Origin of the sequence: uncultured Sulfitobacter sp. (genome assembly GCF_964021855.1) — a bacterium.
In the GTDB taxonomy this organism is placed as follows: domain Bacteria; phylum Pseudomonadota; class Alphaproteobacteria; order Rhodobacterales; family Rhodobacteraceae; genus Sulfitobacter.
Window position 1 is genome coordinate 542801 of sequence record NZ_CAXHZD010000003.1, and the last position, 24699, is coordinate 567499.

The 24699-nt window shown below is 54.8% G+C and carries 21 protein-coding genes; 7 read left to right on the forward strand and 14 right to left on the reverse strand.

All coding sequences use genetic code 11. The features are described from left to right. Nucleotides 1-126: 126 nt before the first annotated feature. Complete coding sequence (locus AADJ11_RS13265) at nucleotides 127-2031, reverse strand: RiPP maturation radical SAM C-methyltransferase (protein WP_341234980.1); 1905 nt, start codon at nucleotides 2029-2031, stop codon at nucleotides 127-129. 24 nt (nucleotides 2032-2055) lie between these two features. Continuing rightward, complete coding sequence (locus tag AADJ11_RS13270) at nucleotides 2056-2370, reverse strand: hypothetical protein (RefSeq protein ID WP_341234981.1); 315 nt, start codon at nucleotides 2368-2370, stop codon at nucleotides 2056-2058. Between the two features lie 247 nt (nucleotides 2371-2617). On the opposite strand from AADJ11_RS13270, the gene AADJ11_RS13275 reads away from it, so the two are divergent. Continuing rightward, a complete protein-coding gene (locus AADJ11_RS13275) occupies nucleotides 2618-5512 on the forward strand; it encodes an adenylate/guanylate cyclase domain-containing protein (protein ID WP_341234982.1) in 2895 nt (964 codons plus the stop codon). A gap of 605 nt (nucleotides 5513-6117) precedes the next feature. On the opposite strand, the gene AADJ11_RS13280 is transcribed toward AADJ11_RS13275, so the two are convergent. From AADJ11_RS13280 to AADJ11_RS13315, 8 genes are all read right to left on the reverse strand, one after another. Then, a complete protein-coding gene (locus AADJ11_RS13280) occupies nucleotides 6118-6864 on the reverse strand; it encodes an aspartate/glutamate racemase family protein (protein ID WP_341234983.1) in 747 nt (248 codons plus the stop codon). Then, nucleotides 6861-8006 (reverse strand): Xaa-Pro peptidase family protein, encoded by a 1146-nt coding sequence (locus tag AADJ11_RS13285; protein ID WP_341234984.1) that lies wholly within the window; start codon nucleotides 8004-8006, stop codon nucleotides 6861-6863. Before AADJ11_RS13285 ends, AADJ11_RS13280 begins: the two co-directional genes overlap by 4 nt. Further along, nucleotides 8006-9046: a pyridoxal-phosphate dependent enzyme gene (locus AADJ11_RS13290; protein ID WP_341234985.1), complete on the reverse strand. Its 1041-nt coding sequence runs from the start codon at nucleotides 9044-9046 to the stop codon at nucleotides 8006-8008. Before AADJ11_RS13290 ends, AADJ11_RS13285 begins: the two co-directional genes overlap by 1 nt. Nucleotides 9047-9092: 46 nt before the next feature. Further along, complete coding sequence (locus tag AADJ11_RS13295) at nucleotides 9093-9650, reverse strand: hypothetical protein (protein WP_341234986.1); 558 nt, start codon at nucleotides 9648-9650, stop codon at nucleotides 9093-9095. Between the two features lie 11 nt (nucleotides 9651-9661). Continuing rightward, the gene (locus AADJ11_RS13300) at nucleotides 9662-11902 is read right to left on the reverse strand and encodes a molybdopterin cofactor-binding domain-containing protein (RefSeq protein WP_341234987.1); all 2241 of its coding nucleotides are present in this window, start codon (nucleotides 11900-11902) and stop codon (nucleotides 9662-9664) included. A gap of 1 nt (nucleotide 11903) precedes the next feature. Continuing rightward, the gene (locus AADJ11_RS13305; RefSeq protein ID WP_341234988.1) at nucleotides 11904-12362 is read right to left on the reverse strand and encodes a (2Fe-2S)-binding protein; all 459 of its coding nucleotides are present in this window, start codon (nucleotides 12360-12362) and stop codon (nucleotides 11904-11906) included. Between the two features lie 181 nt (nucleotides 12363-12543). Further along, the gene (locus AADJ11_RS13310) at nucleotides 12544-13656 is read right to left on the reverse strand and encodes an S-(hydroxymethyl)glutathione dehydrogenase/class III alcohol dehydrogenase (protein WP_341235027.1); all 1113 of its coding nucleotides are present in this window, start codon (nucleotides 13654-13656) and stop codon (nucleotides 12544-12546) included. A gap of 163 nt (nucleotides 13657-13819) precedes the next feature. Then, nucleotides 13820-14719, reverse strand: a complete 900-nt coding sequence (locus AADJ11_RS13315) for a LysR substrate-binding domain-containing protein (RefSeq protein WP_341234989.1) — start codon at nucleotides 14717-14719, stop codon at nucleotides 13820-13822. 90 nt (nucleotides 14720-14809) lie between these two features. On the opposite strand from AADJ11_RS13315, the gene pcaC reads away from it, so the two are divergent. The 4 genes from pcaC to AADJ11_RS13335 are packed head-to-tail and all read left to right on the forward strand — an operon-like array spanning nucleotide 14810 to nucleotide 17352. Continuing rightward, entirely contained in the window at nucleotides 14810-15190 is a 381-nt protein-coding gene (gene pcaC, locus AADJ11_RS13320) for a 4-carboxymuconolactone decarboxylase (RefSeq protein ID WP_341234990.1), read from the forward strand. Next, the gene (gene pcaH / locus AADJ11_RS13325) at nucleotides 15187-15918 is read left to right on the forward strand and encodes a protocatechuate 3,4-dioxygenase subunit beta (RefSeq protein ID WP_341234991.1); all 732 of its coding nucleotides are present in this window, start codon (nucleotides 15187-15189) and stop codon (nucleotides 15916-15918) included. The genes pcaC and pcaH overlap by 4 nt, the downstream gene beginning before the upstream one ends. Next, a complete protein-coding gene (gene pcaG / locus AADJ11_RS13330) occupies nucleotides 15918-16523 on the forward strand; it encodes a protocatechuate 3,4-dioxygenase subunit alpha (RefSeq protein WP_341234992.1) in 606 nt (201 codons plus the stop codon). Before pcaH ends, pcaG begins: the two co-directional genes overlap by 1 nt. After that, complete coding sequence (locus AADJ11_RS13335) at nucleotides 16516-17352, forward strand: 3-keto-5-aminohexanoate cleavage protein (protein ID WP_341234993.1); 837 nt, start codon at nucleotides 16516-16518, stop codon at nucleotides 17350-17352. Before pcaG ends, AADJ11_RS13335 begins: the two co-directional genes overlap by 8 nt. 21 nt (nucleotides 17353-17373) lie before the next feature. On the opposite strand, the gene AADJ11_RS13340 is transcribed toward AADJ11_RS13335, so the two are convergent. Together AADJ11_RS13340 and AADJ11_RS13345 are read right to left on the reverse strand one after the other, a co-directional pair. Further along, nucleotides 17374-18549, reverse strand: a complete 1176-nt coding sequence (locus tag AADJ11_RS13340; RefSeq protein WP_341234994.1) for a cytochrome P450 — start codon at nucleotides 18547-18549, stop codon at nucleotides 17374-17376. 182 nt (nucleotides 18550-18731) lie between these two features. Continuing rightward, the gene (locus tag AADJ11_RS13345) at nucleotides 18732-19619 is read right to left on the reverse strand and encodes a hypothetical protein (protein WP_341234995.1); all 888 of its coding nucleotides are present in this window, start codon (nucleotides 19617-19619) and stop codon (nucleotides 18732-18734) included. 338 nt (nucleotides 19620-19957) lie between these two features. Between AADJ11_RS13345 and AADJ11_RS13350 the strand changes: the two genes are divergently transcribed. Continuing rightward, the gene (locus AADJ11_RS13350; protein ID WP_341234996.1) at nucleotides 19958-20662 is read left to right on the forward strand and encodes a hypothetical protein; all 705 of its coding nucleotides are present in this window, start codon (nucleotides 19958-19960) and stop codon (nucleotides 20660-20662) included. Between the two features lie 48 nt (nucleotides 20663-20710). Here AADJ11_RS13350 and AADJ11_RS13355 read toward each other — a convergent pair whose 3' ends face one another. Further along, entirely contained in the window at nucleotides 20711-21616 is a 906-nt protein-coding gene (locus AADJ11_RS13355; protein WP_341234997.1) for an alpha/beta hydrolase, read from the reverse strand. Nucleotides 21617-21979: 363 nt separating this feature from the next. Here AADJ11_RS13355 and AADJ11_RS13360 point away from each other — a divergent pair, with 363 nt between their 5' ends. Then, nucleotides 21980-22867 carry a glycosyltransferase 61 family protein gene (locus tag AADJ11_RS13360; protein WP_341234998.1) on the forward strand — a complete coding sequence of 296 codons (888 nt, stop codon included), beginning with the start codon at nucleotides 21980-21982 and terminating at the stop codon, nucleotides 22865-22867. Between the two features lie 63 nt (nucleotides 22868-22930). Here AADJ11_RS13360 and AADJ11_RS13365 read toward each other — a convergent pair whose 3' ends face one another. Beyond that, nucleotides 22931-24685: a glycosyltransferase family 2 protein gene (locus tag AADJ11_RS13365; protein ID WP_341234999.1), complete on the reverse strand. Its 1755-nt coding sequence runs from the start codon at nucleotides 24683-24685 to the stop codon at nucleotides 22931-22933. Nucleotides 24686-24699: the final 14 nt, after the last annotated feature.

Below are 24699 nucleotides of genomic sequence, written 5' to 3' on the forward strand. Positions count from 1 at the left end.
TAGAAGATAGCGTAAGGTCGCCTCAGAGGCGAGAACCTCTCGGGGCATTGCTACGTCGGTCAATGGATGGCCATGAATGCGGTGGCAGTCCAAAGCCGAAAAGCGCTTTGTTCTACGTTTGATTGCTTAATGGTTCTGTGCATCAATCTGAGGGCCTTTTAGGACTTCCGCTCGTATTTGCATCCATGTCGGTGCCTGCTTGTACACCCCAGAATCCAATGGAAGAGCCAGAAGCAAATTTCTTTCACCCACAAGGACGCCTGTATCAATAAGTTGGTTAATTGAGTTGGCAATCTGTTCACGCGAAAAACTCGGCAACAACGCATCTATGACGCTATCCTTTGCTGTAATGCATGTGCAAAGGCGAACGATATCTGTCTCTAACAGGCTCAGGCGGACCCGTTTTTTTTCTCCGTTTGAACGACTGTCGATCAGAGTCATCTGAGTAGAGCCGCCGTTGTCGATGTAGAATTCGGCATTCGAATGGGAAGAGCGCCACCGTTTTACGGCTTCACCTGCAGAACGCGTGTAGTCCTGAGCATTGTCGATCCCAGCTCCAAACATGAGATGATGATAGCTAAATTTCGTTAGTTCATCGCCAATACCGGCATAGATGTATTGATAGGGTTTGGAGGGTGCCAATTGTATTTGGTAGTCTTCTGGTCTGGTGAAATACGGACTGAATCGATCTGCGCGCACTGGCGCAAACGCAGTTGGGGGCTGTAGATGGTGTAGCGAAGGCATTAGTTCGGCCATGTCATCATAGCTTTGCGGATTTTCGCCCGGAAAGCCGAAAATGAATCCCCAATCGACGAAAATGCCCGCTTGAGCACAAAGCTTCAATGTTTGGATGTTTTGCAAGGCAGAAACACCCTTTTTCATTAGTTTAAGAATGCCGCTATCTAGTGTCTCGATACCCGGTTGGATCTTACGTACCCCGGCCTCAGCCATAGCTTTGATGTGCTTTGGGAAAAGATTTGATTTCACTTCAAAGTGCATCAGGAAAGGCGTTGGATCGTCGCGTAGCATTGGTAAGAGACTGTCGAAGTACGTGTAGTCAAGTATGTTATCAACGACGACAAAGTCTGATCCATACTTTTGCGCTTGGCTTTGAAATTCCGCGAAGGCCCGCTTTGGTGATTTACTACGATATGTCATAGCGTTGCCATTAAGACCGCAAAACGTGCAATGGTTCTTGGCACCCCACCAACACCCGCGTGACGTCTCGATCGTAGGCGCAGGCTGTAACAAATCACTTAGTCCGGGCGTAAGCTCAAACCGTTTATAGAAGTCTGAAAAATCTGGTACTGGCAGATCATCAAGCGCTGTGATCATCGCACCGGGTGCTTTGGAAGGCAGGCTGTTACGCGTCGTAATTCCGGGTACTTCCGGCAGCGGTTTTGAGCGGCAAAAGGCCTCAACAAATGTAGGAAAGGACACATCCCCTTCCCCACTGCATACGGCATCTATGCATTCAAAACGCTCCAGTAAATTTTGCCCGAGCTCTGCTTCGCAATTAGCCCCGCCAAAAACAATAACTGTATCTGGCGCGTATTTCTTGAGTGCTTGGGCAAAAGCAATTGATGCCATATTCTGTTGAAAAGATGTCGTTACACCAATCAGCGACGGTTGTTTTGCTGCGATGTCCTTCGCACATGTGTCGATGAAACCTCTAACTACTTTTCGGGCCTTCAAAGCCAAGTCCGTGATCAAAAGCGACTCTAAAGGCTCGGTAAAATCAGGCAATACGTTCGTCAGATATTCTATATCCAACGTCTCGTTACGTTCAAAAACCAGTTCAGAAAATATCCATTCGCCCAAGAAGGCTTGGTAGAACTTTTCGTGCGACAGCAACAGGTATGCATCCAACCCGATTTTTTCGGCAAAATCAAAGGCAAGATAGCTAATTTCACAAGTCCGCCCACGCGCCCTAATGCCGGTTGCGAGAAGGCTCGCACCCAGGTTGGGATATTGTAGCGATGTGAACGGCAGTGAAACGATGTGAACGTCTTTTGGATCGGCCACCATCATCAGTTTTTCACCGACACATCCCTATTAACCACAGTGAGGACGAATGATGCCGTCCGTGGATTCTAGATAGGAATCTCTGATATTTTTCAGTGCATCCTGTAGCGTTCCACCAGTATTATCTTCCCTCAGCGCTTCGGCGATTGCGTTGATCAAAGCCACTGACTTTTCGTCTACAGTGTCACCGATCTTTGTGCTGATCCTTAGTTTTTCCAAAGTTGCTTCTGGATTGCTCGTGAACTCGCTACGAAATCTTTCATCAACCATTGCGCGACCAATGATCATTTGAATATCGTCTAATGTGAGGTGTTTATTACCATGAGTATGTTCGTTGTCCGCCATGTTTTTCCCCTACTGCAATCAAAATTAAAGATTATAATGAACAGTTAAAAGTCATGACCTCCTCTTGGTCAATAGTGCTTTCGTTCGTCAAAGAAACTGGTACCCTCACATAGATTGCAGTATTAGGGCCTCAAACTGACCGTTTTGTTGAGATACACCTTTCCTGAGACAGTGCTTTGTGATGAGTGAGGCTAATGACCTAGAGGCATTTTGAATTTGGGTGAAATTTCTGGTTCGGAGGAATACCTTGCCCTACCGCTCTAAAAGACCAGGTCAACGTAAGCGCAGCATTCAAATTGAAGCGCGCGAACGAAAAATTTGCACAATTGCATTCATCGACATTGTGCAATCCACGGCACTGATCGAGGATCTTGACCCGGAAGATGCCCTTGATCGGCTGGGCCCCTCTGTCGAGCTGATTATGGACACATGCGAGGAATTCGGTGCTTCGGTGCGATTTGTCGGCGATGGTGCTTTGGCAGTTTTCGGGTTTCCTCATGCTGATGAAAACCATTGTATCCGAGCTGTCGAGGCCGGGTTGGCTGCCATCGAACGAGTGGCTGGAATGGCAACTGATCGTGTTGATATTCGAGTTGGCATTCACAGTGGTCCGGTCTTGTTCGGAAGCTTGTCGCATTCCGATTTCGATGAACTTACTGCAACAGGCCCGGTCGTGCATTTGGCGGATAAAATACAATCCGCAGCGCGAACCAATTCAGTAACGGTATCAAGTGCTGTTGTGGAAACCGTAGGGGAAATGTTTCACACGCAACGCGTACAAAATATCCAAGTGGGCGGAATGGACCAGCCTATAGAACTGTTTGAAATCGTTGGCCGAGATCAAACGATGTCACGCTGGAATGTCCGAATTGGGCGTGGGTTGTCCCCGTTCATGGGGCGCTATCATGACCTTGGAACTCTCGATCAAGCGTGGTCATCTTGCTTGAAGGGAAAAGGGGCAGCGGTTGCGGTGATTGGCGAAGCTGGTATTGGGAAATCCAGGCTGCTGCATGAATTCACCGGTGCAATAGATAATACGAATGCACAGGTTCTTGGGATCAGTGCGACCGCTCTTGACAAACAAGTTGCATATGGTCCGGTTATTCGCGCGATCAAGCAATTCTTGGATATGCTGCCATCTGCCGAGCTTCCTGAAATCACCAAAAAACTGGGTGAATATCTGGACGTCGGATCGGAGAATTATCAGCAAGATATAGTCGCTCTGCAGTCGGTTTTTCACTCGGAGAGCGATGACCCTGTTTGGAGGGCAATGGGCCCAAAGGTACGGCAGGACGCAATTGTTAGGGCCATGATCGCCGTCATCGTCAAAATTGCCGAACAAAAGCCTCTGGTAGTCATCTTTGAGGATATGCATTGGGCCGACAAATACACGCATAAATTGCATCTAGACTTGGTCCAGACGGTGTCTGATAAAACGATGCTGGTCATTTCGACATCCCGAACGGCGGACAGCTTGCCAATCGGAACGGACAGTGATGTTCATCACTTACACCTTGGTCCTTTAGACACCACGTCGAGCCGCGGCTTGATTAATGAATTATTAGGTGAAGATGGAAAACAGGCGGATTTAGGTTCATTCATTGAAAAGATCTGCGGGCAAACACCTCTTTTTATTGAAGAAATTATACTTAATTTAAAAAGGGTTGGTGTTTCTGCGGGTGGCATGGTTGGGCAAAGTTTCAAGGTACCTGATAGTGTGCAACCGTTGATCGCCCAACGTATTGATGCTCTGTCTCCCACCGACAGACAAACCTTGCAGATTGCCGCCGTCATCGGGTCAGAGTTTTCAACGGATCTCTTGAAAAAGCTGTTGCGTCAAGAAGGGTTGGAGATTTCACAATCGCTGCCGTCTCTCGCCAAGCTGGAGCTACTAGAAAATATCGACGGACCATTAGCGAAGTTTAGACATGCTCTAATCCAGCAGGTCGCATATTTGACCCTGCCAAAACGCCGGCTGCGATACCTTCATGGTCAGTGTTTTGAAATCATTAAAGACATGAAACTTAACTCTAATCTGTCAGCAATGAGTTCTCTCGCTTTTCACGCCGAGCGGTCCCAACGCTGGATCGAAGCAGCGAACGCATTCATGATCTGCGGACATCTTGCGCTGAAACGCGCTGCATTTGATGATGGGATACTGCATTTTGAAAAGTCGATCGAATGTGCGGAAAAGGTCGACACGAAGTCTCTCGAGATTACAAAGCTTACTATGCAAGCGCTTCAAGGCTCGCGTGTTGCCCATGTTCCCAAGGCAAATTTTTCCAGAATTCTTGAGATGACCAGTGAAGTCGAAAGCCTTGCACGTAAACTCGGCGATGATGCATCTGTGCTGGGGGCCGGAATTGATCAAGTTATAATGGGGACAATTTTAGCGGATCTCTCCGATGTAATTCCCTCAGGTGAAGAGAAGCTTAAAGCAGCTATCGCGTGGGGTGCGCCAGGCCGGATAGCAACGGCAGCCTTTGCTCTCAGTCAGGCGTATTGGTTTCAGGGAAACTTCGAAAAAGCCGTTCAAGTTTCGACGAAATATGGACACCTTTATGTTCTAGATAACGACCGTCTTACGACTGGAACCACAGGAACCGTTTCAGTCTTAGGAACCGGTACACATGCAAATTCACTTAGCCTAATGGGAAAGTTTGACGAAGCCGCGCTGGTTTGTGACCGGATGAAGGAATTGGCGACACATACGGGCAAACCATACGATATTTCATTTCACGCGATATCGGTCGGTATACGCGCATTGCAAATGGGTGATTTGAAAACCAGTGTCGATAGCCTCGTATTTGCGATGGAGACGAGTGAAACAGCCAATATCGACGTACTGCGCGCATTTTTATCGGCACCATTGGCTAGAGGCTATGCAGGCCTAGGTGACATGAATGCCGCGCAGAACACACTGGATATGGGGCAGAATATCGCCGGTCCAGCAGGCATGTCTGCGTTTCTTGCGCAATTGCTAGCAGCAGAGCTTGCAATTTTTGGCGCACCGGAGAACCAGAGCCGCAATGAAAATCTAAGAATACGCTTAGTCGATTTATGCCGGAGCAACAGCTATGATGGGCTCTTAGCCCAGATCGACAATACCGTTGCGGGCGGAGCGATTAGCGGATGCGTTTAAGGGTCGTTGTTGCTCAAACCCCAGCCTAATTGATATCAGTTACGGGCCGTTACAATCAGGGTGCTGTCGCTGCCGCATAAATTCAACGACGATCGTCGTGACAAAATCCCAAAGCAAGAAACATCGGTTAAAGAATTGAACCAAATTCAATGAGACTGCAGTGTTTGGATTTACGAAGAGGCCCTCGGCTTGTGGTCTGCGGAACGCAGGACGACGCCGAGTGAGCAGCCTGTTTAGTTGGATTTGGCGATTGTGACGTGTCTGTATTGGGCATCCTTTTTCGGCAGTCGCTGCGCCAGCCCTCTCTTAGTTTCCGCCGCTCTTGGACCCAGAACCCTGCCGACAGACGTTCGGCCTTTTGTCGGGTACATCCTGATATGGCAGCAACATCAGGATGATGTTTGCAACATAGAATAAAATGAAGTTATACGGTTAAGGGTAATACACGACGGGGTGCCACTTGGAATACTTACTTGGAAAACTGAGGTCGCAACCATTACACAACGCACACACACACGTCTGAGGTATACCACCATCGTCAAGTGGATCAATAACCAGCAATTTTTGCAAATGTATCAATTTTTCGCTGGGTCGGTGCTATCCGCTCACGATGGCAAAGCTGCCGCCGATTGCCCCAGCCGGCCCGGTATCCGCGCGGTGATCCCTGCGGCCTGCGCCATATGCCACGCCAAAACCTGATTGCTGGAGAGGCACGGCAGCCCCGTTTTCCCCTCGATTTTGTTAATCACACTAAGCGTGCGCAAGTTGGTGCAGCTTAGGAAAATCGCCTCTGCCCCGCCTTGTGATGCCAGATCAACAGCCGCCCCGACGATCGATGCGGCATCAATGCGTACGACTTTGGCTTCCTCTGCCTCGTCAAAGCTGCCGAACACCGGCGTTTCAATGCCCTCGCGGGCAAGGGCATCGCGCAGTTTGGCGGACACCTGCGCGACATAGGGCGACAACAGTGCAAGCCGCGTTATCCCCAGATGCTGACACGCCGCAATCAGCGCGCTTAGCGGGTTGGTCACATGTGGGCTGTCTGTCCCCGCGCGGATGAGACCCGCCACACGGTCAGACCCAATTTCGGCGGCACCGGATGTGCAGCCGTACCCTATGCTGGCGAAACGGGCCGCGTGGGGCAACAGACCTGCCGCCCCCGTAAGATGCGCGGCCATTTCGGCCAAAGTATCAGGGGTCACAGCATCGCCACTGGGCACGCGGCTGACGTAGAGGGCTGTTTCCAGCGGCATCATCGCGCGCATGTCCCCCTCAAGGGTTTCATCCGCCTGTAAGACGATCAAGCCAAGGGCGGGGGCGAGCGTCGGGACCGATTGATAGGGATATCTCATTCAATCACCACCATGTCTGGCCCCGCACGCGGGCTTAGGAACCGGCAGCCATCTTGGGTGATCACGATGTTTTCCTCGTGCACCATGATGCGGCCATCCACGGTATCAATCCCCGGCTCGAGTGTCAGAACCATTCCGGCGGCCAGCACTGTCTGGTCTGCCGCGATCAGCGACATGCCTTCGGTCAGTTGCATGCCCAACCCGTGCCCCAGCCGCCCCGCGTCCGATCCGCCTGCCCCGCCGGTCACGACCTTGTCCATCGCGTGAAACAGCTGCGCCGCCGTTGCGCCGGGGCGCGCGATGTCCGCCGCCGCATTCACCGCGTCGATCAACTGTGCATGTGCATTGCGTGCGGTGGGCGATACAGATCCGATGGCAAAATTCCGGTCGTAGTCGCAGAAATAGCCGTCGAACACCGCGCCCGTATCCAGCATCAATATATCGCCCTGCGCCAACGGCCTGTCTGATGCGGGCGAAATCACATCGCCATAACCATCACGATCCGCGCCGCCTGCCAGATAGGGCACCCAATCGGCCCCTTCCTCAAGCAGCAAGCGTTGAAAATCGCGAAAGACCGCAGACAGCGCGCGACCTTGCGCCGCGATCTGTGGCACACGGGCAAAGGCACGCCCAGCGATGCCGCAGGCGGTTTCTATCTTGGCCACCTCGGCGTCGGATTTGATCGCACGCAAACGGGCCGTGATCCCGTAATCCGATACGAATGTCCCGAAGGTGCCGGACTTGATCCACCCCCAATCAGACTGGGGAACCCGCAAATAAGTTTCGGGGCCGGATGGGATGCCAATGCGCCCCGCCCCCGCCATTTCGTTCAGCGTGTCGGACAACAGGCTGACCCCATCATCAGCAGGATCGGGTGCGCGCCAGGTGCGGATGTCGTCGACCCAAGTTTGCGCCATCAATGCCGCGCCGATGGACGGTATGACGGCAACCGGTTTGCCCATAGCAGGCACCACCAGATACCAAGGGCGGGACGGGCTTTCCCAAAACCGTGTCAAAAAGCCAGTGAAATACCTGATTTCGGCCTCGGTCGTCAGCAACATCGCAGACAGGTCATGGGCCGCCATAAGCGTTTGCGCGCGAGCAAGCCGTTCTTCGTATTCGCTTTGCCCAAAGCCGCGCATCAGCTTGCCGGACCTTCGCTTAGCACCGTCAGCACGACCGATGCTGCGGTGATCCCAAGATCGGCCTTTTGCGCATCCGACAGTGCCAAAAGCCCCGCGATCCCTGCGGCACCGGACGGGCTGGATGCCAAGCCTGCAACCATTGCGGCCCCTGCACCTGCCTGTCCTTCGGCCTCGGATATCAGGGCAAATGCGTCGGCGTCTTGCGCCAGACCTTTCAGCGCGATCAGCGATGGCATCTTGCAATCCAGCCGCCCCATGTCGCTAACCGGTCCGCTGCTTTCCGTAGGTGCGCCCGCCTTAATGGACCCGTGCAATGCCGGGGCCGCATCAGGTTCGACCACAATGATACGCGGCCCGTCGCCCCACGCCTGACGCGCCAAAGCGGCACACGCCCCCGCCAGACCGCCGACGCCGGCTTGCAAGAATATATGTGTGGGCGCGGCGGGCATCTGCGCAATCGCCTCGGCCATTAGAACCAAATACCCTTCCATCAAACGGTGTGGGCGCTCGGTGTATCCGGGCCAAGAGCTGTCGGACAAAAGCGCCCAGCCATTCGCATCCGCAGCGGCCTGCGCAGCGGCCATGCTATCCTCGTATGTTGCCCCTTCACGGATCACCTGCGCGCCTTGTTCGGCCAGCCGCGCGGCAAAGCTTTCGGGGACGGGTTCAGCAATATAGACCACAGATGCCGCGCCAAAGGCCTGCGCCCCTGCGGCGACTGACATGCCGTGGTTTCCTGCGCTCGCCGTGACATAGGTGCGGCCGCGATGATCGCCGCGTTCTTTGTCGCAGGCGATGACATAGGCCGCGCCCAACGCCTTGAAACTGCCAAGCCCCATGCGGCCGCGTTCGTCCTTGACCCACAGTTCAGCAACGCCTGCCTCAACGGCCAAAGCTTCCGCCTGAACAAGCGGGGTTTCTGCCGCAACAGGGCAGCGGGCAACCAGTGTTTGGGCAGCATGTGCATCCACTGACGGCATCGGAATGTCATCAAGGCCGGTGACGGTGGCGGGACGGGTGATCTGTAAAATATCCATGGCCTACCGAACAAGCAGCGCGGTAATAGGTCAAGGGGTTTCGGCACTAGGGATCGTTTGCGCAAGGCGTGCCAGCAGCGGCCCACAGGTTTAGCGCCGTGATCATTTCATCCAGACCAATCGGCGGCGTGCTGCGCCCGGCACCGGGGTCAAAACCCCACGCCACAAAGGCCGAGGTTTCAAGATGCGCGGCCAGCTCATCCATTTCAAAACCATCGTTGGTTTCAGGGTCGCGCAGTTGCACGCAGACGTCTTCGCTGCTTTTCCCCAACCACGCCAATTCAGCCGGTGGCAACCGCCACGCGTCGTCGATCATTGGCGGGGCATGGGGTGTGTCGTTGGCCGATGCCACGCCGATATGACAGGTGCGGCACGGCATCGTTTCGGCCCCCACACGGCTGTCGCCTGCTTGCACATGCATGCCGTGAACCGCGTCTGTCCCATAGGTCAGGCCGTTCCACATCGGAATGCCGCCTTCGCCCACATGACAATTGGTGCAGCGCGGGTGCGAGGTAACAGAATACACATCATCCCAAGCCGCCAGCCCTTGTGCCTTGGTCGGCGTATTTTGGGCGGCCACCGGTCCGGCGATCAGCAATGCCATAACAAGGCCCCTCATACGAAATCAATCGATTTGGACAGGGGCAATTCGCGGATACGCTGACCTGTGGCGGCAAATATGGCATTGGCCAATGCGGGCGCTGCGGGCGGCACGGCAGGCTCGCCAATCCCCCTAAGTTTTTCGCCATTCTCAAGCCCGCGCACCGTGATTTGCGGTGTTTGATACAGGCGCATCCCCTCGTAGGCGTGGAAATTATCCTGCTCTGCAACGCCATCGCGATAGGTCAGCTCGCAATTCATCGCGTGACCTAGGCCAAAGATAACCCCGCCTTGTACCTGTGCCTCAAAATTCACGGGGTCCAGCACACGGCCCACATCGGCGGCGACGAATACCTTGTCGATGCGAATGCCATCGTCTGTGTTTGTGACCTCGACCACCTCGGCCACGGGCACCCCAAAGGCAAGGGTAAAGGCCAGCCCGCGTCCTCGGTTTGGCCCAAGGTCACTGCCCCAATCCGACATCTCGCCAACGGCCTCGAGCACTTTGCGGGACGGATCGTGCCAGCACAGGCGCAGCCGTTCTGCCAGCGGATCGACACCTGCGGCATGGCAGAGTTCATCCATGAAACTTTCGTGCAAGAACCCGTTGCCCGACGCGCCCACGGATCGCCAAGAGCTGATCGGCACCATCGCTGGCGTGCGGTATCCGGTCACGCGATAATTGGGGATCGCAAACGGCTGATCCCACGCGCCTGCGACAATCGCCACATCAGGGCCGATGGCAGGTTGGCCCAACCGCGCAAGCGAGGATTCAGCCACAGAGGGCGCTGCAATCGACAGATCAAACGCGTCCAGCGCACCGGATTTCACCGCCCCCTTTGCACGAGCCATGGCCAGCGGGCGGGGGAAATCATGGGTGAAGTCTTCTTCGCGCTGCCAGATCATCTTGATCGGGGTGTCGGGCAGTTGCATGGCGATTTCGACCGCTTGGGCGATGTAGTCATCTTCAAGCCGGCGGCCAAAACTGCCGCCCGACATCAACACATGCACATGGATGTTATCCGCGTCAAACCCCGTCAGCTTGGCCATATTGGCCTGCACGAAACGCGGGATTTGCGTGCCTGTCCAGATATCCAGACGGGCTTGCGACATCTTCACGACGACGCTCATGGGCTCCAGCGGGGCGTGGGCCAGATAGGGAATGCGGTATTCCGCCTCGATCACATCGGCACCGTCCAGGGCGGCATCAACGTCGCCTTCGTCCTTGAAACGGCTGTCTTGGTGATCGTCGGTCATGGAATTGGCAACCGCGTCAAACTGATCGGCCGTGTTGCCGATATAGGGTGACGGACCCCAATCGCATTCGACAGCTTGCGCCGCCTGAAAGGCCCGCCATGTATTATCGGCCACAACGGCAACACCGCCCGTAATCGGCAAAACACTGCGAACGCCGCGCATGTCTTGCGCCGCTTCTGCGTCAAAACCGATGAGACCACCGCCAAGCGCAGGATTGGTACGGGTCGTGGCATAGACCATCCCGTCCATCACCATATCGATGCCATAGGTCAGCGTACCGGTAGATTTGGCCACCATGTCGGTGCGCTTTTGCGGTTTGGTCAGATAGCGCCATTGCGACGGATCGCGCAGGGTGACATCCTGAACGGGTTCGATGTCTGCCGCAGCCACAGCCAGATCAAGGTATTCGATCTTCAGCCCGTCCGGCAGCACAACGCAGCCGTTTTCCGTGCGCAATTGATCACGCGGCAGACCGGTTTGCTTCATGGCGGCCCGGATTAATGTTTCGCGTGCAACGGCCCCTGCCATGCGCAGACGGTCGTACATATCGGGCACAGTCGATGACCCGCCAGTAATATGCAGCCCCATCAATTTACCCGCCACATCTACCGCACCGCGTCCGGCGCGGGCCAGCAAAGTTTCAGAGGTCGCGGCAATCGGCAGCCCCTCGGCCCCGACAACACCATTGTAATAGATCGCGCTGGCAGGCCCCGGTGACAGGGTCGCAGTCGCGGGATCAATATCCAACTCTTCAGCGATCATATGCGCCTGCATGGACCACGCCCCCTGCCCCACATCGGCACGCGGGGTGATCAGCGTGATCCCTTGGGCGTCAATCTTGACGTAAGGGTTCAGGGCGGTTTCACCGGGCCTAAGGTCTGCCAGCAGCGGGTTTTCACCCTCGCCTTTATAAAGATAGGTGCCAAAGGCAACGCCGCCTGCGATGGCCGCCGATCCGATCAAAAAGCTGCGGCGGGCAATGGTTTTCACGCGCCCCATTTCAAACCGCCCGCAGTTTGGTCGCAGCCGTTTTCACAGCCTCGCGTATGCGTGGATAGCTGCCACAGCGGCATAAATTCCCGCTCATCGCGGCGTCGATCTGATCATCTGTAGGCTCTGAATTCAGATCAAGGAATGACGCGGCCTGCATGATCTGACCGGCTTGACAGTACCCGCATTGCGCCACCTGTAGGTCGATCCACGCCTCTTGCACCGCGTGCAGAGCGTTCGGCGCACCCAATCCTTCGATGGTGGTAATCTCGCCCACGACATCGCTGGCCGCCAATTGGCACGAGCGCACGGCGACGCCATCCTCGTGCACCGTACAAGCCCCGCATTGCGCAATGCCGCAGCCATATTTGGGGCCGGTTATGCCCAGCTCGTCTCGCAGAACCCAAAGCAGCGGCATGTGGTCTTCGACATCAACCTCGTGCGTTTTGCCGTTTACGGTCAGTTTCATGAACGGCCTCCCGGGCGTGCAGAGCGATTGGGTATGACTCTGACATTACAGGTAGTGCCGAAGTCAGCAGAAGCAAAAGGTATCCTTGCGTCAACGTGGCGCGAAAATGGTTAACCAATTCCAAAGAATAACACCGCCCCCATCGGAAGCGGTGCCTTAGCTTACGTCGGTGCGGTTAAGCTCAAAACTCCACGACGGCGCGGATTGATTTGCCTTGGTGCATCAGATCGAAGCCGTGGTTGATTTCGTCCAGCGTCAGTTTGTGGGTGATCATCGGGTCGATCTCGATCTTGCCGTTCATGTACCAGTCCACGATCTTGGGCACGTCCGTGCGGCCCTTGGCACCGCCAAATGCAGTGCCCCGCCAGACGCGGCCGGTGACCAGCTGAAACGGCCGGGTCGAGATTTCTGCACCTGCGGGTGCTACCCCGATGATGATGCTTTCGCCCCAGCCTTTATGGGCCGCCTCAAGCGCTTGGCGCATGACCTTGGTGTTGCCAGTGGCGTCGAATGTGTAATCGGCACCGCCCTTGGTCAGTTCCACCAGATGGGCCACCATGTCGCCGTCGACCTTGGAGGGGTTCACGAAGTCGGTCATGCCGAAGTAGCGACCGGTTTCTTCCTTGTCGTCGTTCAGATCGACGCCCACGATTTGATCCGCGCCAGCCAGACGCAGCCCTTGGATCACGTTCAAGCCAATGCCACCCAGCCCGAACACAACGCAACGCGCGCCGATCTCGACTTTGGCGGTGTTGATGACCGCGCCAATGCCCGTGGTGACGCCGCAGCCGATATAGCAAATTTTATCGAACGGCGCGTCCTTGCGGACCTTGGCCAGCGCGATTTCAGGCACAACCGTGTGGTTGGCAAAGGTCGAACAGCCCATGTAATGGTGGATCGGCGTGCCATCGAGCATCGAAAACCGCGTGGTGCCATCGGGCAGCAGACCTTGGCCTTGGGTGACGCGAATGGCTTGGCAGAGGTTGGTTTTACCCGACAGGCAATATTCGCATTCGCGGCATTCAGGGGTGTAAAGCGGGATCACGTGATCGCCGACCTCAAGCGTGGTCACGCCCTCGCCGATCTCCATGACGATGCCTGCGCCCTCGTGGCCCAGAATGGCGGGAAAGATCCCTTCGGGATCATCGCCCGAGCGGGTGAATTCATCGGTGTGACACAGGCCCGTGGCCTTCATCTCAACCAAAACCTCGCCCCGCTTGGGACCCTCAAGGTTCACCTCCATGACCTCAAGCGGTTTACCCGCCTCAACAGCTACTGCCGCTCGTGTTCTCATCATCTGGAGTATCCTTTTTCTGTTTGCCGTGAGAGGCAGATATTGGCTGGTATTATTATCTAATGCACGTGGGGACCGGGGGCCAGCCCCCGTGGCCGCGCTGCGGCCCCTCCCCCGGGATTTAGGTCCATTTGGAAATATGGCACCAGAAAATATGGCGTCGTTACTGGGTCGTCGCAAATTGCAAAGCGTCAATCATCGCCGCGATTTCAGCGCTTTCGGGTAGGTTTTGGCGCAAGCTGATGCCGACTGGTCCCGCCATCATCGGCGCATTCAGGGGGATGGCGCGCAGGCTGCCCTGTGTCAGCTCTTGTGCGACAACACCGCGCGAGATGAACCAGATCGCATCTGTTTCAATCAATACCTGACGGCCAAAGGCAAGGGATACTGTTTCGAATGCCGGGGTCAGATCATCCTGGCCAATGCTGCGCAAATACGCCCGAACGAGCGGGCCGATCACGGCACCGGGCGGCGGCAGGATCAGGGGAAACCGGCCAAGGGCATCGGCATCAAAGTTATCCACCCAAGGGTGGCCAGCACGCACGACGGCGACGACGTCTTCGGTATAGAGCTGGCGAAAGCTTAGCCCCTCCATTCGTTCCGCATCCGCCATGCGGCCCACCACCAAATCCAGACGCCCCTCGCGCAGTTGCGATAGCAGCAGCCAGTTCGGCCCGGTGGACACCCGCACCAGGCATTGCGGCTGCACGGTACGAAAGCGGATTGCGGCGCGAGGCACCAGTTGGGTCGCCGCCGTTGGCAATGCACCGATGGCCAGCCGCGTTTGCGTGGCCCCATTCCCCTGCTGTGTGGCGCGCAGCAGCGTTGTCATGGCGGAGCCAGCAAGCTTTTGAAACGTCTGCCCGGCCATATTCAATCTAAGTTGCCGCAGAGAGCGGTCGAACAGTTGCTGGCCTAGGATATCCTCAAGCTCGCGCAGGGTTTTGGACACGGCGGGCTGGCTGACGCCAAGTTGATCCGCTGCCGCCACAATAGACCCGGCTTGGGCGATGTCTAAAAACGTTGAGATATGGCGCAAGCGCAGGCGGGGGTCTAGTTTCATAACTGTATGGTTATGCAAATTCCTGTGTTTCTCAATATCTTTAGGGTAAATGTTATGCGAAACCTACACCAATTCCAGAGGGAGCGGAGAATGTCAGACAAATACGAGACCGGAATGAAAACCCGCCGCAAGGTTTTGGGTGATGCACATGTCGACAAGGCCGAGGCCGCAAAGACCGCTTTTGACCAGCCGTTTCAGACGCTTATCACCGAAGGTGCTTGGGGGACTGTGTGGTCTAGCGACAATATAACCCATCGCGAACGGTCGATGCTGACGCTAGCGCTGTTGGCAGCAACCGGCAATTTTGAAGAAATCCCCATGCATATCCGCGCCACGGCGAACACCGGGGCCAGCATGACAGATGTGATGGAGGCGTTTCAACATGTCGCCATCTATGCGGGGGTGCCAAAGGCGAACCATGCGCTTAAACTGGCCAAACAGACCTATAGGGAAATGGGAGTAGACCTATGACCGATCAAAACGGCGCGTTCTTTCACCGCGACCGCAGCTGGCAGCCGCCGGCCTTTACCCCCAATTACAAAACCTCTGTCGTACGGTCGCCGCAAAAGGCGCTGATTTCGATGAACACGACCCTCAGCGAACAGACGGGGCCGGTATTTGGCCACAACATTCTAGGTGCCTTGGACAACGATCTGATCCTGAATTACGCCACTGAGGGCGAGATGGCGATTGGCGAGCGGATCATCGTGCATGGCCGCGTGCTGGACCAGAACGGTCGCGGTATTCCGGGGGTCCTGCTTGAGTTTTGGCAGGCCAATGCGGGCGGGCGGTATCGTCACAAGAAAGAGGGCTATCTGGCCCCGCTTGACCCCAACTTTGGCGGCTGCGGGCGTACGGTGACCGATGAAAACGGCCGCTATAGTTTCCGCACGATCAAGCCCGGTGCCTATCCCTGGCCCAACCGCGCGAACGACTGGCGCCCGGCGCATATCCACTTTTCGCTATTTGGCAGCGGCTTTGCCCAGCGTCTAATTACCCAGATGTATTTCGAAGGCGATCCACTGATCTGGAAATGCCCCATCGTGGAAACGATCCCGTCACGCGAGGCGATCGAACAGTTGATCGCGCCGCTGGATATGGAAAACACCGTGCCCATGGACGCGCGCGCCTATAAGTTTGATATGGTCCTGCGCGGCCGCAGATCGACCCTGTTCGAGAACCGCAAGGAGGGTAATTGATGCAAGAGCTAAACCACCTCAAGGAAAGCGCATCCCAGACCGCCGGCCCCTACGTGCATATCGGCTGCGTGCCGAATTTCTGTGACATCAAGGGTGTCTACCCCCATGATCTGGGCGATACCATGGTCAATGCCGATACAAAAGGCGAGCGGATCACGATCAAAGGCATCGTGTATGACGGTACAGGTACGCCGCTAAAGGATGCGATGGTCGAGATATGGCAAGCCGATGCCGATGGGATTTACCCCAACAATGACCCGCGTGGGGCTGCGGACCCGAACTTTACCGGATGGGGGCGCAAGGCGGGGGATTATGACACCGGCGAATGGGCGTTTGATACGATCCGCCCCGGTGCTGTGCCATTTCCAGACGGGCGGATGATGGCCCCGCATATCACCTTCTGGATCGTGGCGCGGGGTATCAATATTGGCCTGCACACCCGCATGTATTTCCCCGATGCCGACAACAGCGCCGACCCGCTGCTGATGCGCATTGAACATCAAAACCGCGTGCCGACCCTGATCGCGCGGCTGGAAACCGATGGCGTCTATCGGTTTGATATCCATCTTCAGGGCGAGAAAGAAACGGTATTTCTAGATGTCTGACCCTTGTATCCTTTGCGTGGCCATTACCGGCAGCGTCCCCACAAAAGCCGCAAACCCCAACGTGCCCATTTCAATAGCCGAACAGATTGAAAGCACCCACGAGGCGTTTGAAGCCGGGGCCAGCATCTGCCACGCCCATGTGCGCAATGACGATGAAACGCCATCATCGGACCCTGAGAAATTTGCGCGCCTCAAGGAAGGGCTGGAAAAGCATTGCCCCGGCATGATTATCCAGTTCTCGACCGGTGGCCGTTCCGGTGCCGGTAAAACCCGTGGCGGTATGCTGTCGCTCCGCCCTGATATGGCATCGCTGTCGGTGGGGTCGAATAACTTCCCCACCCGCGTTTACGAGAACCCGCCCGATCTGGTCGACTGGCTGGCCTCTGAAATGCGCAAATACGAGGTCGTGCCCGAGGTCGAGGCCTTTGACCTGAGCCACATCCTGCAGGCAATCCAGCACCACAAGGACGGCAAGCTGTTTGGGCGGCTTTATGTGCAATTCGTGATGGGTGTGAAAAACGCGATGCCTGCCGATAAGACCGTGTTCGATTTCTATGTTGAGCAGGTCAAGGCGCGCGCGCCAGATGCGGCATGGTGTGCTGCGGGCATTGGCCCCAATCAGATCGTTGTGAATGAATGGGCGATTGCGGCAGGCGGCCACACCCGCGCGGGCCTAGAGGATAACGTACGCCTGGATCGCAACACGCTGGCCCCGTCAAACGCAGCGCTGATCAAACGCGCCGCCGACCTGTGCGAGAAATACGAGCGCCCCGTCGCCACATGGCAACAGGCCCGCCAGATTTTGGGTCTGCGCAGCGTAACCGGCTAAGAAAACCGCCTGCCCGCTGTGTCAGTTCAGACGCACGGGCAGGTTCAACGGTCCGCGAAATCCAAAGCCGGACCAGACCACGCTTGCGGGGTCCACCAGCTCCATATTCGGGAAACGTTCAAACAGCATCGGCAACAGCACCTTGCCCACCGTGTGGCGCGAGATGTGGATGCCCATGCAGTGATGCGGCCCGTTACCAAACGACTGATGGGCCGAGGCATTGCGAAACGCATTATACAGGTGTCCGTCCTCGAACACGTCCTCATCGTGGTTGGCCGATGCTTGCGAAGTCATCACCACGTCGCCTTTGGGAATAGTGAAACCCCTGATTTCCGTATCCTCAATCGCCACGCGCGAGCTGACCTGAATGGGGGCCACCCAGCGCACGCCTTCTTCAAATGCGTCGCCCCATTTGCCTTTTGATTTAACCTCTTCCAGCTGATCGGGGTTGGTCAGCAAACCGTAAAGGATGGTCAGCAGCGCGTCACGGGGTTCGTTAATCCCACCGCCAATCGCAATTTTAATGTTCGCAATTATCTGGCTCATCTCTATAGGCTCATCCGCATTGACCATCACCGACAGCGCGGATTGATCGGGGTCGGCCTCGAGGCGATCCACCATGCGCGCGATCTCTGCATTCATCTCGATATTGGCGGCCGCTACCCGTTCAAACGGCTCGTCCGCCCAGCCAAAGTTGCCAGCCCCGTCAATCAACGCCTGCGACCAATGCTGCATGTCGGCGTCAGATGCGTCGGGCATGCCCAAAATCTCGGCTAGGATACGCGCCGCAAGCGGGCCGGCCAGCATCGGGAAGAGATCAATCACCTCGTCACGGGGTAGACGGTCCAGATAATCGCTAGCGTGGCGTTCATAGGATGGCACCCAGATCGTCTTGATATTGCGGGCCGAAAACGTCGGCACCATCGCCATACGTTCGCGCAAATGGGCATCGCCGTCCTTGCGCATCAGGGTATGCGCCTCGAACGCCTTTTCCATCGGGGTGTTGGGATCATTGGTGCTGAACAGCGCCGGGTTCCCTTTGACAGCGCGGGTATCCGCCGCCTTGGTCAACAACGTCCGCCCCAAGGATTTGACCCGCAACACAGGGCTTTGCGACCGCAACCGCGCATAGATCGGATAGGGATCACGTGTCAGATCGGCAATCGTTATTGCCTCGTCTAGCGGTGCTAACGGCATTGGTCCCCCTCCCAAGGTCAGTCCTGCACAGAATGTTCTAGAACCGAACGTTAGCGAGCAAGCCAAATTTAGGCAATCGGTAGTATCACGCCGTCAAAAATTTGTTTGCAAGATGCGGATCTGCACATGCCACGCTTTGCGACATCACCCTCAGAAACGTATCGGGGTTGAATCGCGAAACCCTAATTGCCCGTTTCATTTGGTGCCAAACGACGCACAAATTTTTCTCCGGTTAGCCGCTTGTGATTACGACGCGCCTCTCCAAGTTTTTCAATTTCGCGAAGAATATTCATATTTCGGTAATGAATTGTGTAGATTTCCTTATCGGAGGGCAAAGGTTGATTTCTCAACATCCCACCCAAAATAAAATGTTGCTCTTCGGGTAGTATATTCCACGACAGCCCAGCTCTCCGAATGGCTGCAGGTAATGTCATTTGATCTAAGTAAGGTCGGCGACGCTCTAACGTCTCGATCTTGTCAACGATTTGGGCGGTGTCATACCAAATATCCGGAAACCGCCCGTTTCCTGTTGTGTCACTCTCTGGAAAGGCCACCAATCCAGAACTGAAATATGGGATCACCGGCTCTTTGCTACGCCGCATCAAGTGATACCTTTCAACAGGGATATCCATTTCTAAAGCAGCATAAATGTCATCCCAGATTGATTGTTCGGCCCAGACCATCGACGCTGCAAGTGAACAGGAAACATGACCCGGCTTTATGATGTTCTCGGGCAGGTTATCGCGGATGAACAACACATCTGAATCAACAAACATTGACCATTCGGTTTCGCGCGGTTCAAGGCATGCCAGAATTTTATTGCCATGGGGGTATGCAGGGTCAAAACGCCCATCCGACTTAAACGTTCTGATCTCAGCCCCCATCTTCTCATGGGCAATATGCACGGCAGGGTGCAGTTCATCATACCGATGCTCAGGACAATAGCCGATTGCCTTTACGTCGCCTGGAAAACGGGTGCGGATCGAAGCAAGAAGATAGCTCGCCATGATCTCATATTCAGGCGGTTCAACTATGTAGAAAATAGTCAACGACGGGTCTGAATTACTCACATGTGGGTTCCTTGCTTCCAAAGGCAACTGCGCCCGAAGTTAGTGCTCAAACTCAATGCCAGTAACCAGCCGCTAGCATACAATGCTTGCGGGCCGGTTTTTCTAGCAGTGCAGCCGCTCATCTGCATCGAGAAAGACAAATTTGCATTTTTATATCAGTGGTGTGACGTGAAATAATAGTCAACCTGCCTGGGCTCCAAAACTAATTATGACAGGTACACGTCATTGCAGCATTCGCGCACAACGGCCGAGGTCACTTCCCTTAAAACCAATCGCGCTTGAGAAAACACAGGCAATGCTGCACAACATCACCATAGATACAGATACTTAGGGAAATTATGGGTATTAGCATTAACATTGCTGTCCAACTAGCATCCATCACGCCACTTCTTAAAGACTGTAAAAATGGCGTTATGTTGGGCCGGCAGAAGATGCATTTTAAGCCTACAGGCTGGACACCGAGGCTCATATCCGAGCTGGAGGAGCAGGGCATTTCGGCAACTCCAGAGGATCTATTTCAAGAGGATGGATTTTGCGAAACCTATCTGAATACGATCGGCTGGCCAAAATGCGAGAGCTTGGACTTCTCTGATATTGAAGGGGCTGAATATATCCATGATCTATCTGTACCAGTAGGCTCTGATCTCACCAACAAATTCGACCTCGTCTATGATGGCGGAACCACTGAGCATGTATTTGATATTGCTCAATCGTTCCGCAACGTTGACGCTATGCTTAAGGACCAAGGCATATTTGTATCTTGTGTCGGCACTGATGGGTGGTTCGGACATGGTTTTTACCAAGTCGGACCAGACATCCCTTGGCGTTATTGGGTCGCCAGCCTTGGATATAAAATGCTCGGGTGCTGGACCTTCAACAGAAAAGGAAGGGAAGCACCGCGTGAAATCCAAGACCCGACGGATAGTCGGCGCGGCATGGAACACCGCTATAACGACCCTCAGTTCATATTTTATGTCGTTCAGAAACAGCCGCGAGATGGTAAGCCGAAACAAGTAATTCAGAGTCATTATATTGACTACTAATAATGGCATAACGTTGGTGCGTGCAGACTGTGGTCAACCACCTTTAGGCTAATCGGTCTGTTGCTTCGTACGTTGTACAATCCTTTTTCGAATACGGCGGGCAAACGGGTATTCATGCTCAGCCCACATTAGATCGCACGCACGCCGCGCCAAGCGGGTGTCGCGTCGCGCAGATGCCACGTGCAAGAACGCCTTGGCCCAACGCGGGTCTTTGCGACGGTTGCGCATCTTACGCCAAAAAGCGGTGCTCAGCTCCCCCGTTTCAGCTAGCTCTTGTATCAAAAGCTCAAGCGCTCCGGATTTTGCGATCGTTCGAATAAGTGTATGGCCTGAAAACGGGATTTTGACATTCTTCAGCTTTGGCGCTGATAGCCTATGAGCGTGCTGTGCATCTTCGACGACATGTGGATCAAAGAGTATGTGACCTCCGGATATTGCCGCGGTATGTTCGGCGGCATCTAGGTAGGCTGGCGTATCCCAATCGAATTTTCTGTAGGGCCAAGGATACCGCCGCTCAAAAGGGGCGATGTCACGGTTGAGTGTGGATTGCGGGCTGAACGCCAAAACCCGTGCTTTGGGGACAAGATGCGCAAAGCAAAGCGCAGCAAAGCCACCCATTGATGCGCCGACAAAAAGCACACGGCTAAACTGCTCAAAATAGCCAAGCTTTTGCAGTGCCTTAATTTGCGCAGCGGCATCTGGCCTTCTGTACCAATCCTTATTATGGCTTTGCATGCCCAAAATACTGTAGCCAAGCGCCTCAGCGCGGTCGTTTAGCCATGGCTTCCACGGCGCATCTTTGGGTCGTTCATCAATAGATGCTAGATTATCAAACGTTACCAATAGGATATCTGACCGTTTGATCGCGGTTATATCACTGTGCTCGCCCTTAAAAACGAAACAATCCGACTTGATGGCTTCTTCGAGGCTTTGCTGGGCTTCATTTTCTATCATAGCGGGCTAATAATCAAAATTCTTCAATTTCTGCGCCACAATAACGCTAATAATAGATCATTCCGAAACCTATAGTCGGACAAAATCTTTACAATGAATATACGCAACTTTAAAGAAAAAGAACCCAATCCACATCCTAAAGGGTAGCAGAACTAAGCGCAAAGCAGGCTAGTAATGAAAAATCGTTTTGGTGGACTATCCGACACTTTCGTAAAATTACAAAATGCTGTCGTCTTTCCACATGCCCAAGACAACACCTGCGGGGTGCTGAACAGCGACGGTGAATTTTGCGAATTTTCGCGCGGGGTTATGGGGCCAAAACGCGCCTCGCTGGCACCGCAATTGCCCGTCGCCGAAAGCGAGATGCCACTGCTGAAAGGTAATTACCTGTATGGCGGGTGGCTGCGGGCGCATTTCGGGCATTTTCTTCTTGAATCAACGGCCCGCCTTTGGGCCCTGGATGAGCTTGCAGAAGACATAGACGGCATCATTTTTACGCCATTCAGAAACGGCGGCGTCGGACAGGCGCAAAAGCGGTACGGCCCGTTCTTGGACATCCTCAGCGGCTCTAAGCCGTTGCGCATTGTTCGGGAGCCAACACAGGTCGAAAATATCGTCGTCCCTGATCCCGGCTTTGGCCATCATGCCCGCATTCTTGGCTCTCAAAGGTACCGCGATTACACACGCGCGCAAGTTGCTGCCGCGGTCAAGCCCGAAGGCGCAGAACGGCTATATGTGTCACGCAGCGCGCTGATGGATAAGCGGGGCGGCGTTGTTGGTGAATTGCTGATCGAAGCCGTTATGCAAGCAAATGGGTATGAAATATTCCACCCCCAGAGGCACAGTATTCCAGATCAGCTTGCGCGATATAAAGCAGCACGAGAATTGGTCTGTCTGGACGGGTCTGCGCTGCATATGGCTGCTTACGCCCTTCAACCTGGTGCGCGTGTAGGAATGATATTACGTCGCCATGCAAACCTTCTGGACGGGTTGGCAAAACAAGTCGAACTGTTCGCAGGTGCGAAAGTGTTCAGCCTTGATGCTTTGCAGGCAAGCTGGGTGGATGAGGCGGCGAAACGTGTTGATTTCCGCTCAATGGGCGAACTTGATTTTGAAAAACTGCATAAATCACTCGTAGAGCACGGTTTTATTACGGACGGGCCTTCGCCGGAATATGCTGCAGATCCTATTCTCAACACTGTATTTGCTGAAATGCACGAGAAAAAAATGCGCCGCGTGCCTGTCGTTTAACGGCCGAAGGATTGAGTTTCTAACGTAAATCTCACTGCTGTGGAAAGGCGTTTGAATACGTGCCTAAGAAGAATTAGCGGACTTATTTTCAAGAATGATAAACTCCGGCATGCTCAACTCTTCCGACGGGATCAGGGCCGGGTTATCTATCTGCGGATACTCGCGCAGGAAAGTCCCGATCGCAGGGCCGGACAGAATGATCCGCTTGACGCTGCCCAATGTGACTGCGCTTAGCAGCTTTGCCCCGATCTGCGCATAGCTGGCGCGCAGTACGTCGGGCATTTCGTCTGCGATCACCTGATTGATCCGCGCGACCGTTTGGGCATCATCATCGGGAAAGATGACCTGATCCGTTGTCATATGCAGACGGTCGCCCAGCGCTAATTCGTTATGGGCGAGAATATTGCGCATGATGTGCATCCGCGATGCGTTATCCTCTTGGGCGATGACGGTGGCCAGTGGCATATGTTTGGTGGTGAAAATCGACAAAAAGCCGACCCCTGCCCCCAAGTCCAACAGCTTTTGACCGTCCTCGACCATCCGCCCGATCCTGCGGGCCAAGCGGCGCTGGTATTTGCCGCGTATCACAAGGTCGAGCGTATTTTGTGCGAAAATGCGCACGTCGGCGGGCAAGGCGATGCCGTGATTATCGACCCATTCAACGGCCGTCTCGACGCTTACATCAATATCACCGGGCACAAAGCCATCCCCGCCCTCGCCCACATCCGCAAAACCCGCCTCGGGTTTCGTGCGGCGCTCCTCAATCGGACGGTTGGCGTTAGATTTTTCGACCTGCGACATCAGCGCGGCGATCTCGGCGGGGTTGCGTGCCTTGGGTGGCTTGGCAACGATCTGGGTGATCGGCACCTTTGATGCTTCGATTAGCGACGCTTTCAGCGCGGCATAGGCATCCGTCTTGCGGTACTCATCCAGCCGCGCCTCGACGCGGTCAATCGCAGCCCAATGCAGACGCGCCAAAACAGGATCGGTCAGCAGTTCATCCATAATCTGTTTGCGCCGCTCGGTATAGCGCAGGATCTTGTCGTCATAGACCTCGTTACGATCCTGAAGCGACCAGTAGTCGGCGTTATACTTGTCTTTCTTATTGTTAACATTCCCGCGCAGCTTGCGGATCGCGTAGCTGTCGATGGATTTCACCGCATAGTGGTTCATCTGGGCCCATTGATACCCCACGGTGCGACGGATCGACCGCCAGCCGCGGAACTTGAAATAATCCTCCATCGGGAGGCCGGAGCCGTTCAGCCATTTGACCGTGTCAGGGAATCCGGTTTCAAGATGCTTGTTTTTGATCGACGGGCGGTGGATGCCGATCTTCCATGTATCGGGGTCGAACTTGAACAGCGTCTTGACGCCCCAGCCCTTGTTCCACGTGGGTGGTGCCGCATAAAGATATTGTTCTGACACCGGATCGCGCGACCAGTCCACCACATTGCCAGACCCGAAAATCCGCCATGTGATGACGATCCCGTTGGCATCGCCCGCCGCATCAAGCATCGGGTCCAACGTGCCATCGCCATAGTTGATGCACAAAAACTCGTCCGCATCGAACATCAAAATCCAGTCGGCTTCGGCAACTTTGGGCTCAACCTGTGCGTATTTCATCGCCGAAGGCTGCGGTTTGACCCCTTCGGGAATATCGTTGCGGCGATGATAGCCCAGGCCCAATTCTTCAAGACGGATCAACATGTCGTCGGTGCCGTCAGAGCAGTCGTTCGTATAGACAAGGATTTTGGTGAACCCCACGGCCAGATGATGGGCATACCATTCCAGCAGAAACGGCGCTTCGTCCTTCATCATCGAGATGGCCAGAA

Bases quoted from the DNA above. Each gene is read 5' to 3' on its own strand.
- AADJ11_RS13280 (WP_341234983.1), bottom strand. From the start codon at position 6,864: ATGAGATATCCCTATCAATCGGTCCCGACGCTCGCCCCCGCCCTTGGC.
- AADJ11_RS13270 (WP_341234981.1), bottom strand. From the start codon at position 2,370: ATGGCGGACAACGAACATACTCATGGTAATAAACACCTCACATTAGAC.
- pcaG (WP_341234992.1), top strand. From the start codon at position 15,918: ATGCAAGAGCTAAACCACCTCAAGGAAAGCGCATCCCAGACCGCCGGC.
- AADJ11_RS13350 (WP_341234996.1), top strand. From the start codon at position 19,958: ATGGGTATTAGCATTAACATTGCTGTCCAACTAGCATCCATCACGCCA.
- AADJ11_RS13310 (WP_341235027.1), bottom strand. From the start codon at position 13,656: ATGAGAACACGAGCGGCAGTAGCTGTTGAGGCGGGTAAACCGCTTGAG.
- AADJ11_RS13340 (WP_341234994.1), bottom strand. From the start codon at position 18,549: ATGCCGTTAGCACCGCTAGACGAGGCAATAACGATTGCCGATCTGACA.
- AADJ11_RS13265 (WP_341234980.1), bottom strand. From the start codon at position 2,031: ATGATGGTGGCCGATCCAAAAGACGTTCACATCGTTTCACTGCCGTTC.
- AADJ11_RS13300 (WP_341234987.1), bottom strand. From the start codon at position 11,902: ATGGGGCGCGTGAAAACCATTGCCCGCCGCAGCTTTTTGATCGGATCG.
- AADJ11_RS13305 (WP_341234988.1), bottom strand. From the start codon at position 12,362: ATGAAACTGACCGTAAACGGCAAAACGCACGAGGTTGATGTCGAAGAC.
- AADJ11_RS13315 (WP_341234989.1), bottom strand. From the start codon at position 14,719: ATGAAACTAGACCCCCGCCTGCGCTTGCGCCATATCTCAACGTTTTTA.
- AADJ11_RS13360 (WP_341234998.1), top strand. From the start codon at position 21,980: ATGCCACTGCTGAAAGGTAATTACCTGTATGGCGGGTGGCTGCGGGCG.
- AADJ11_RS13335 (WP_341234993.1), top strand. From the start codon at position 16,516: ATGTCTGACCCTTGTATCCTTTGCGTGGCCATTACCGGCAGCGTCCCC.
- AADJ11_RS13285 (WP_341234984.1), bottom strand. From the start codon at position 8,006: ATGCGCGGCTTTGGGCAAAGCGAATACGAAGAACGGCTTGCTCGCGCG.
- AADJ11_RS13295 (WP_341234986.1), bottom strand. From the start codon at position 9,650: ATGGCATTGCTGATCGCCGGACCGGTGGCCGCCCAAAATACGCCGACC.
- pcaC (WP_341234990.1), top strand. From the start codon at position 14,810: ATGTCAGACAAATACGAGACCGGAATGAAAACCCGCCGCAAGGTTTTG.
- pcaH (WP_341234991.1), top strand. From the start codon at position 15,187: ATGACCGATCAAAACGGCGCGTTCTTTCACCGCGACCGCAGCTGGCAG.
- AADJ11_RS13290 (WP_341234985.1), bottom strand. From the start codon at position 9,046: ATGGATATTTTACAGATCACCCGTCCCGCCACCGTCACCGGCCTTGAT.
- AADJ11_RS13365 (WP_341234999.1), bottom strand. From the start codon at position 24,685: ATGATGAAGGACGAAGCGCCGTTTCTGCTGGAATGGTATGCCCATCAT.
- AADJ11_RS13355 (WP_341234997.1), bottom strand. From the start codon at position 21,616: ATGATAGAAAATGAAGCCCAGCAAAGCCTCGAAGAAGCCATCAAGTCG.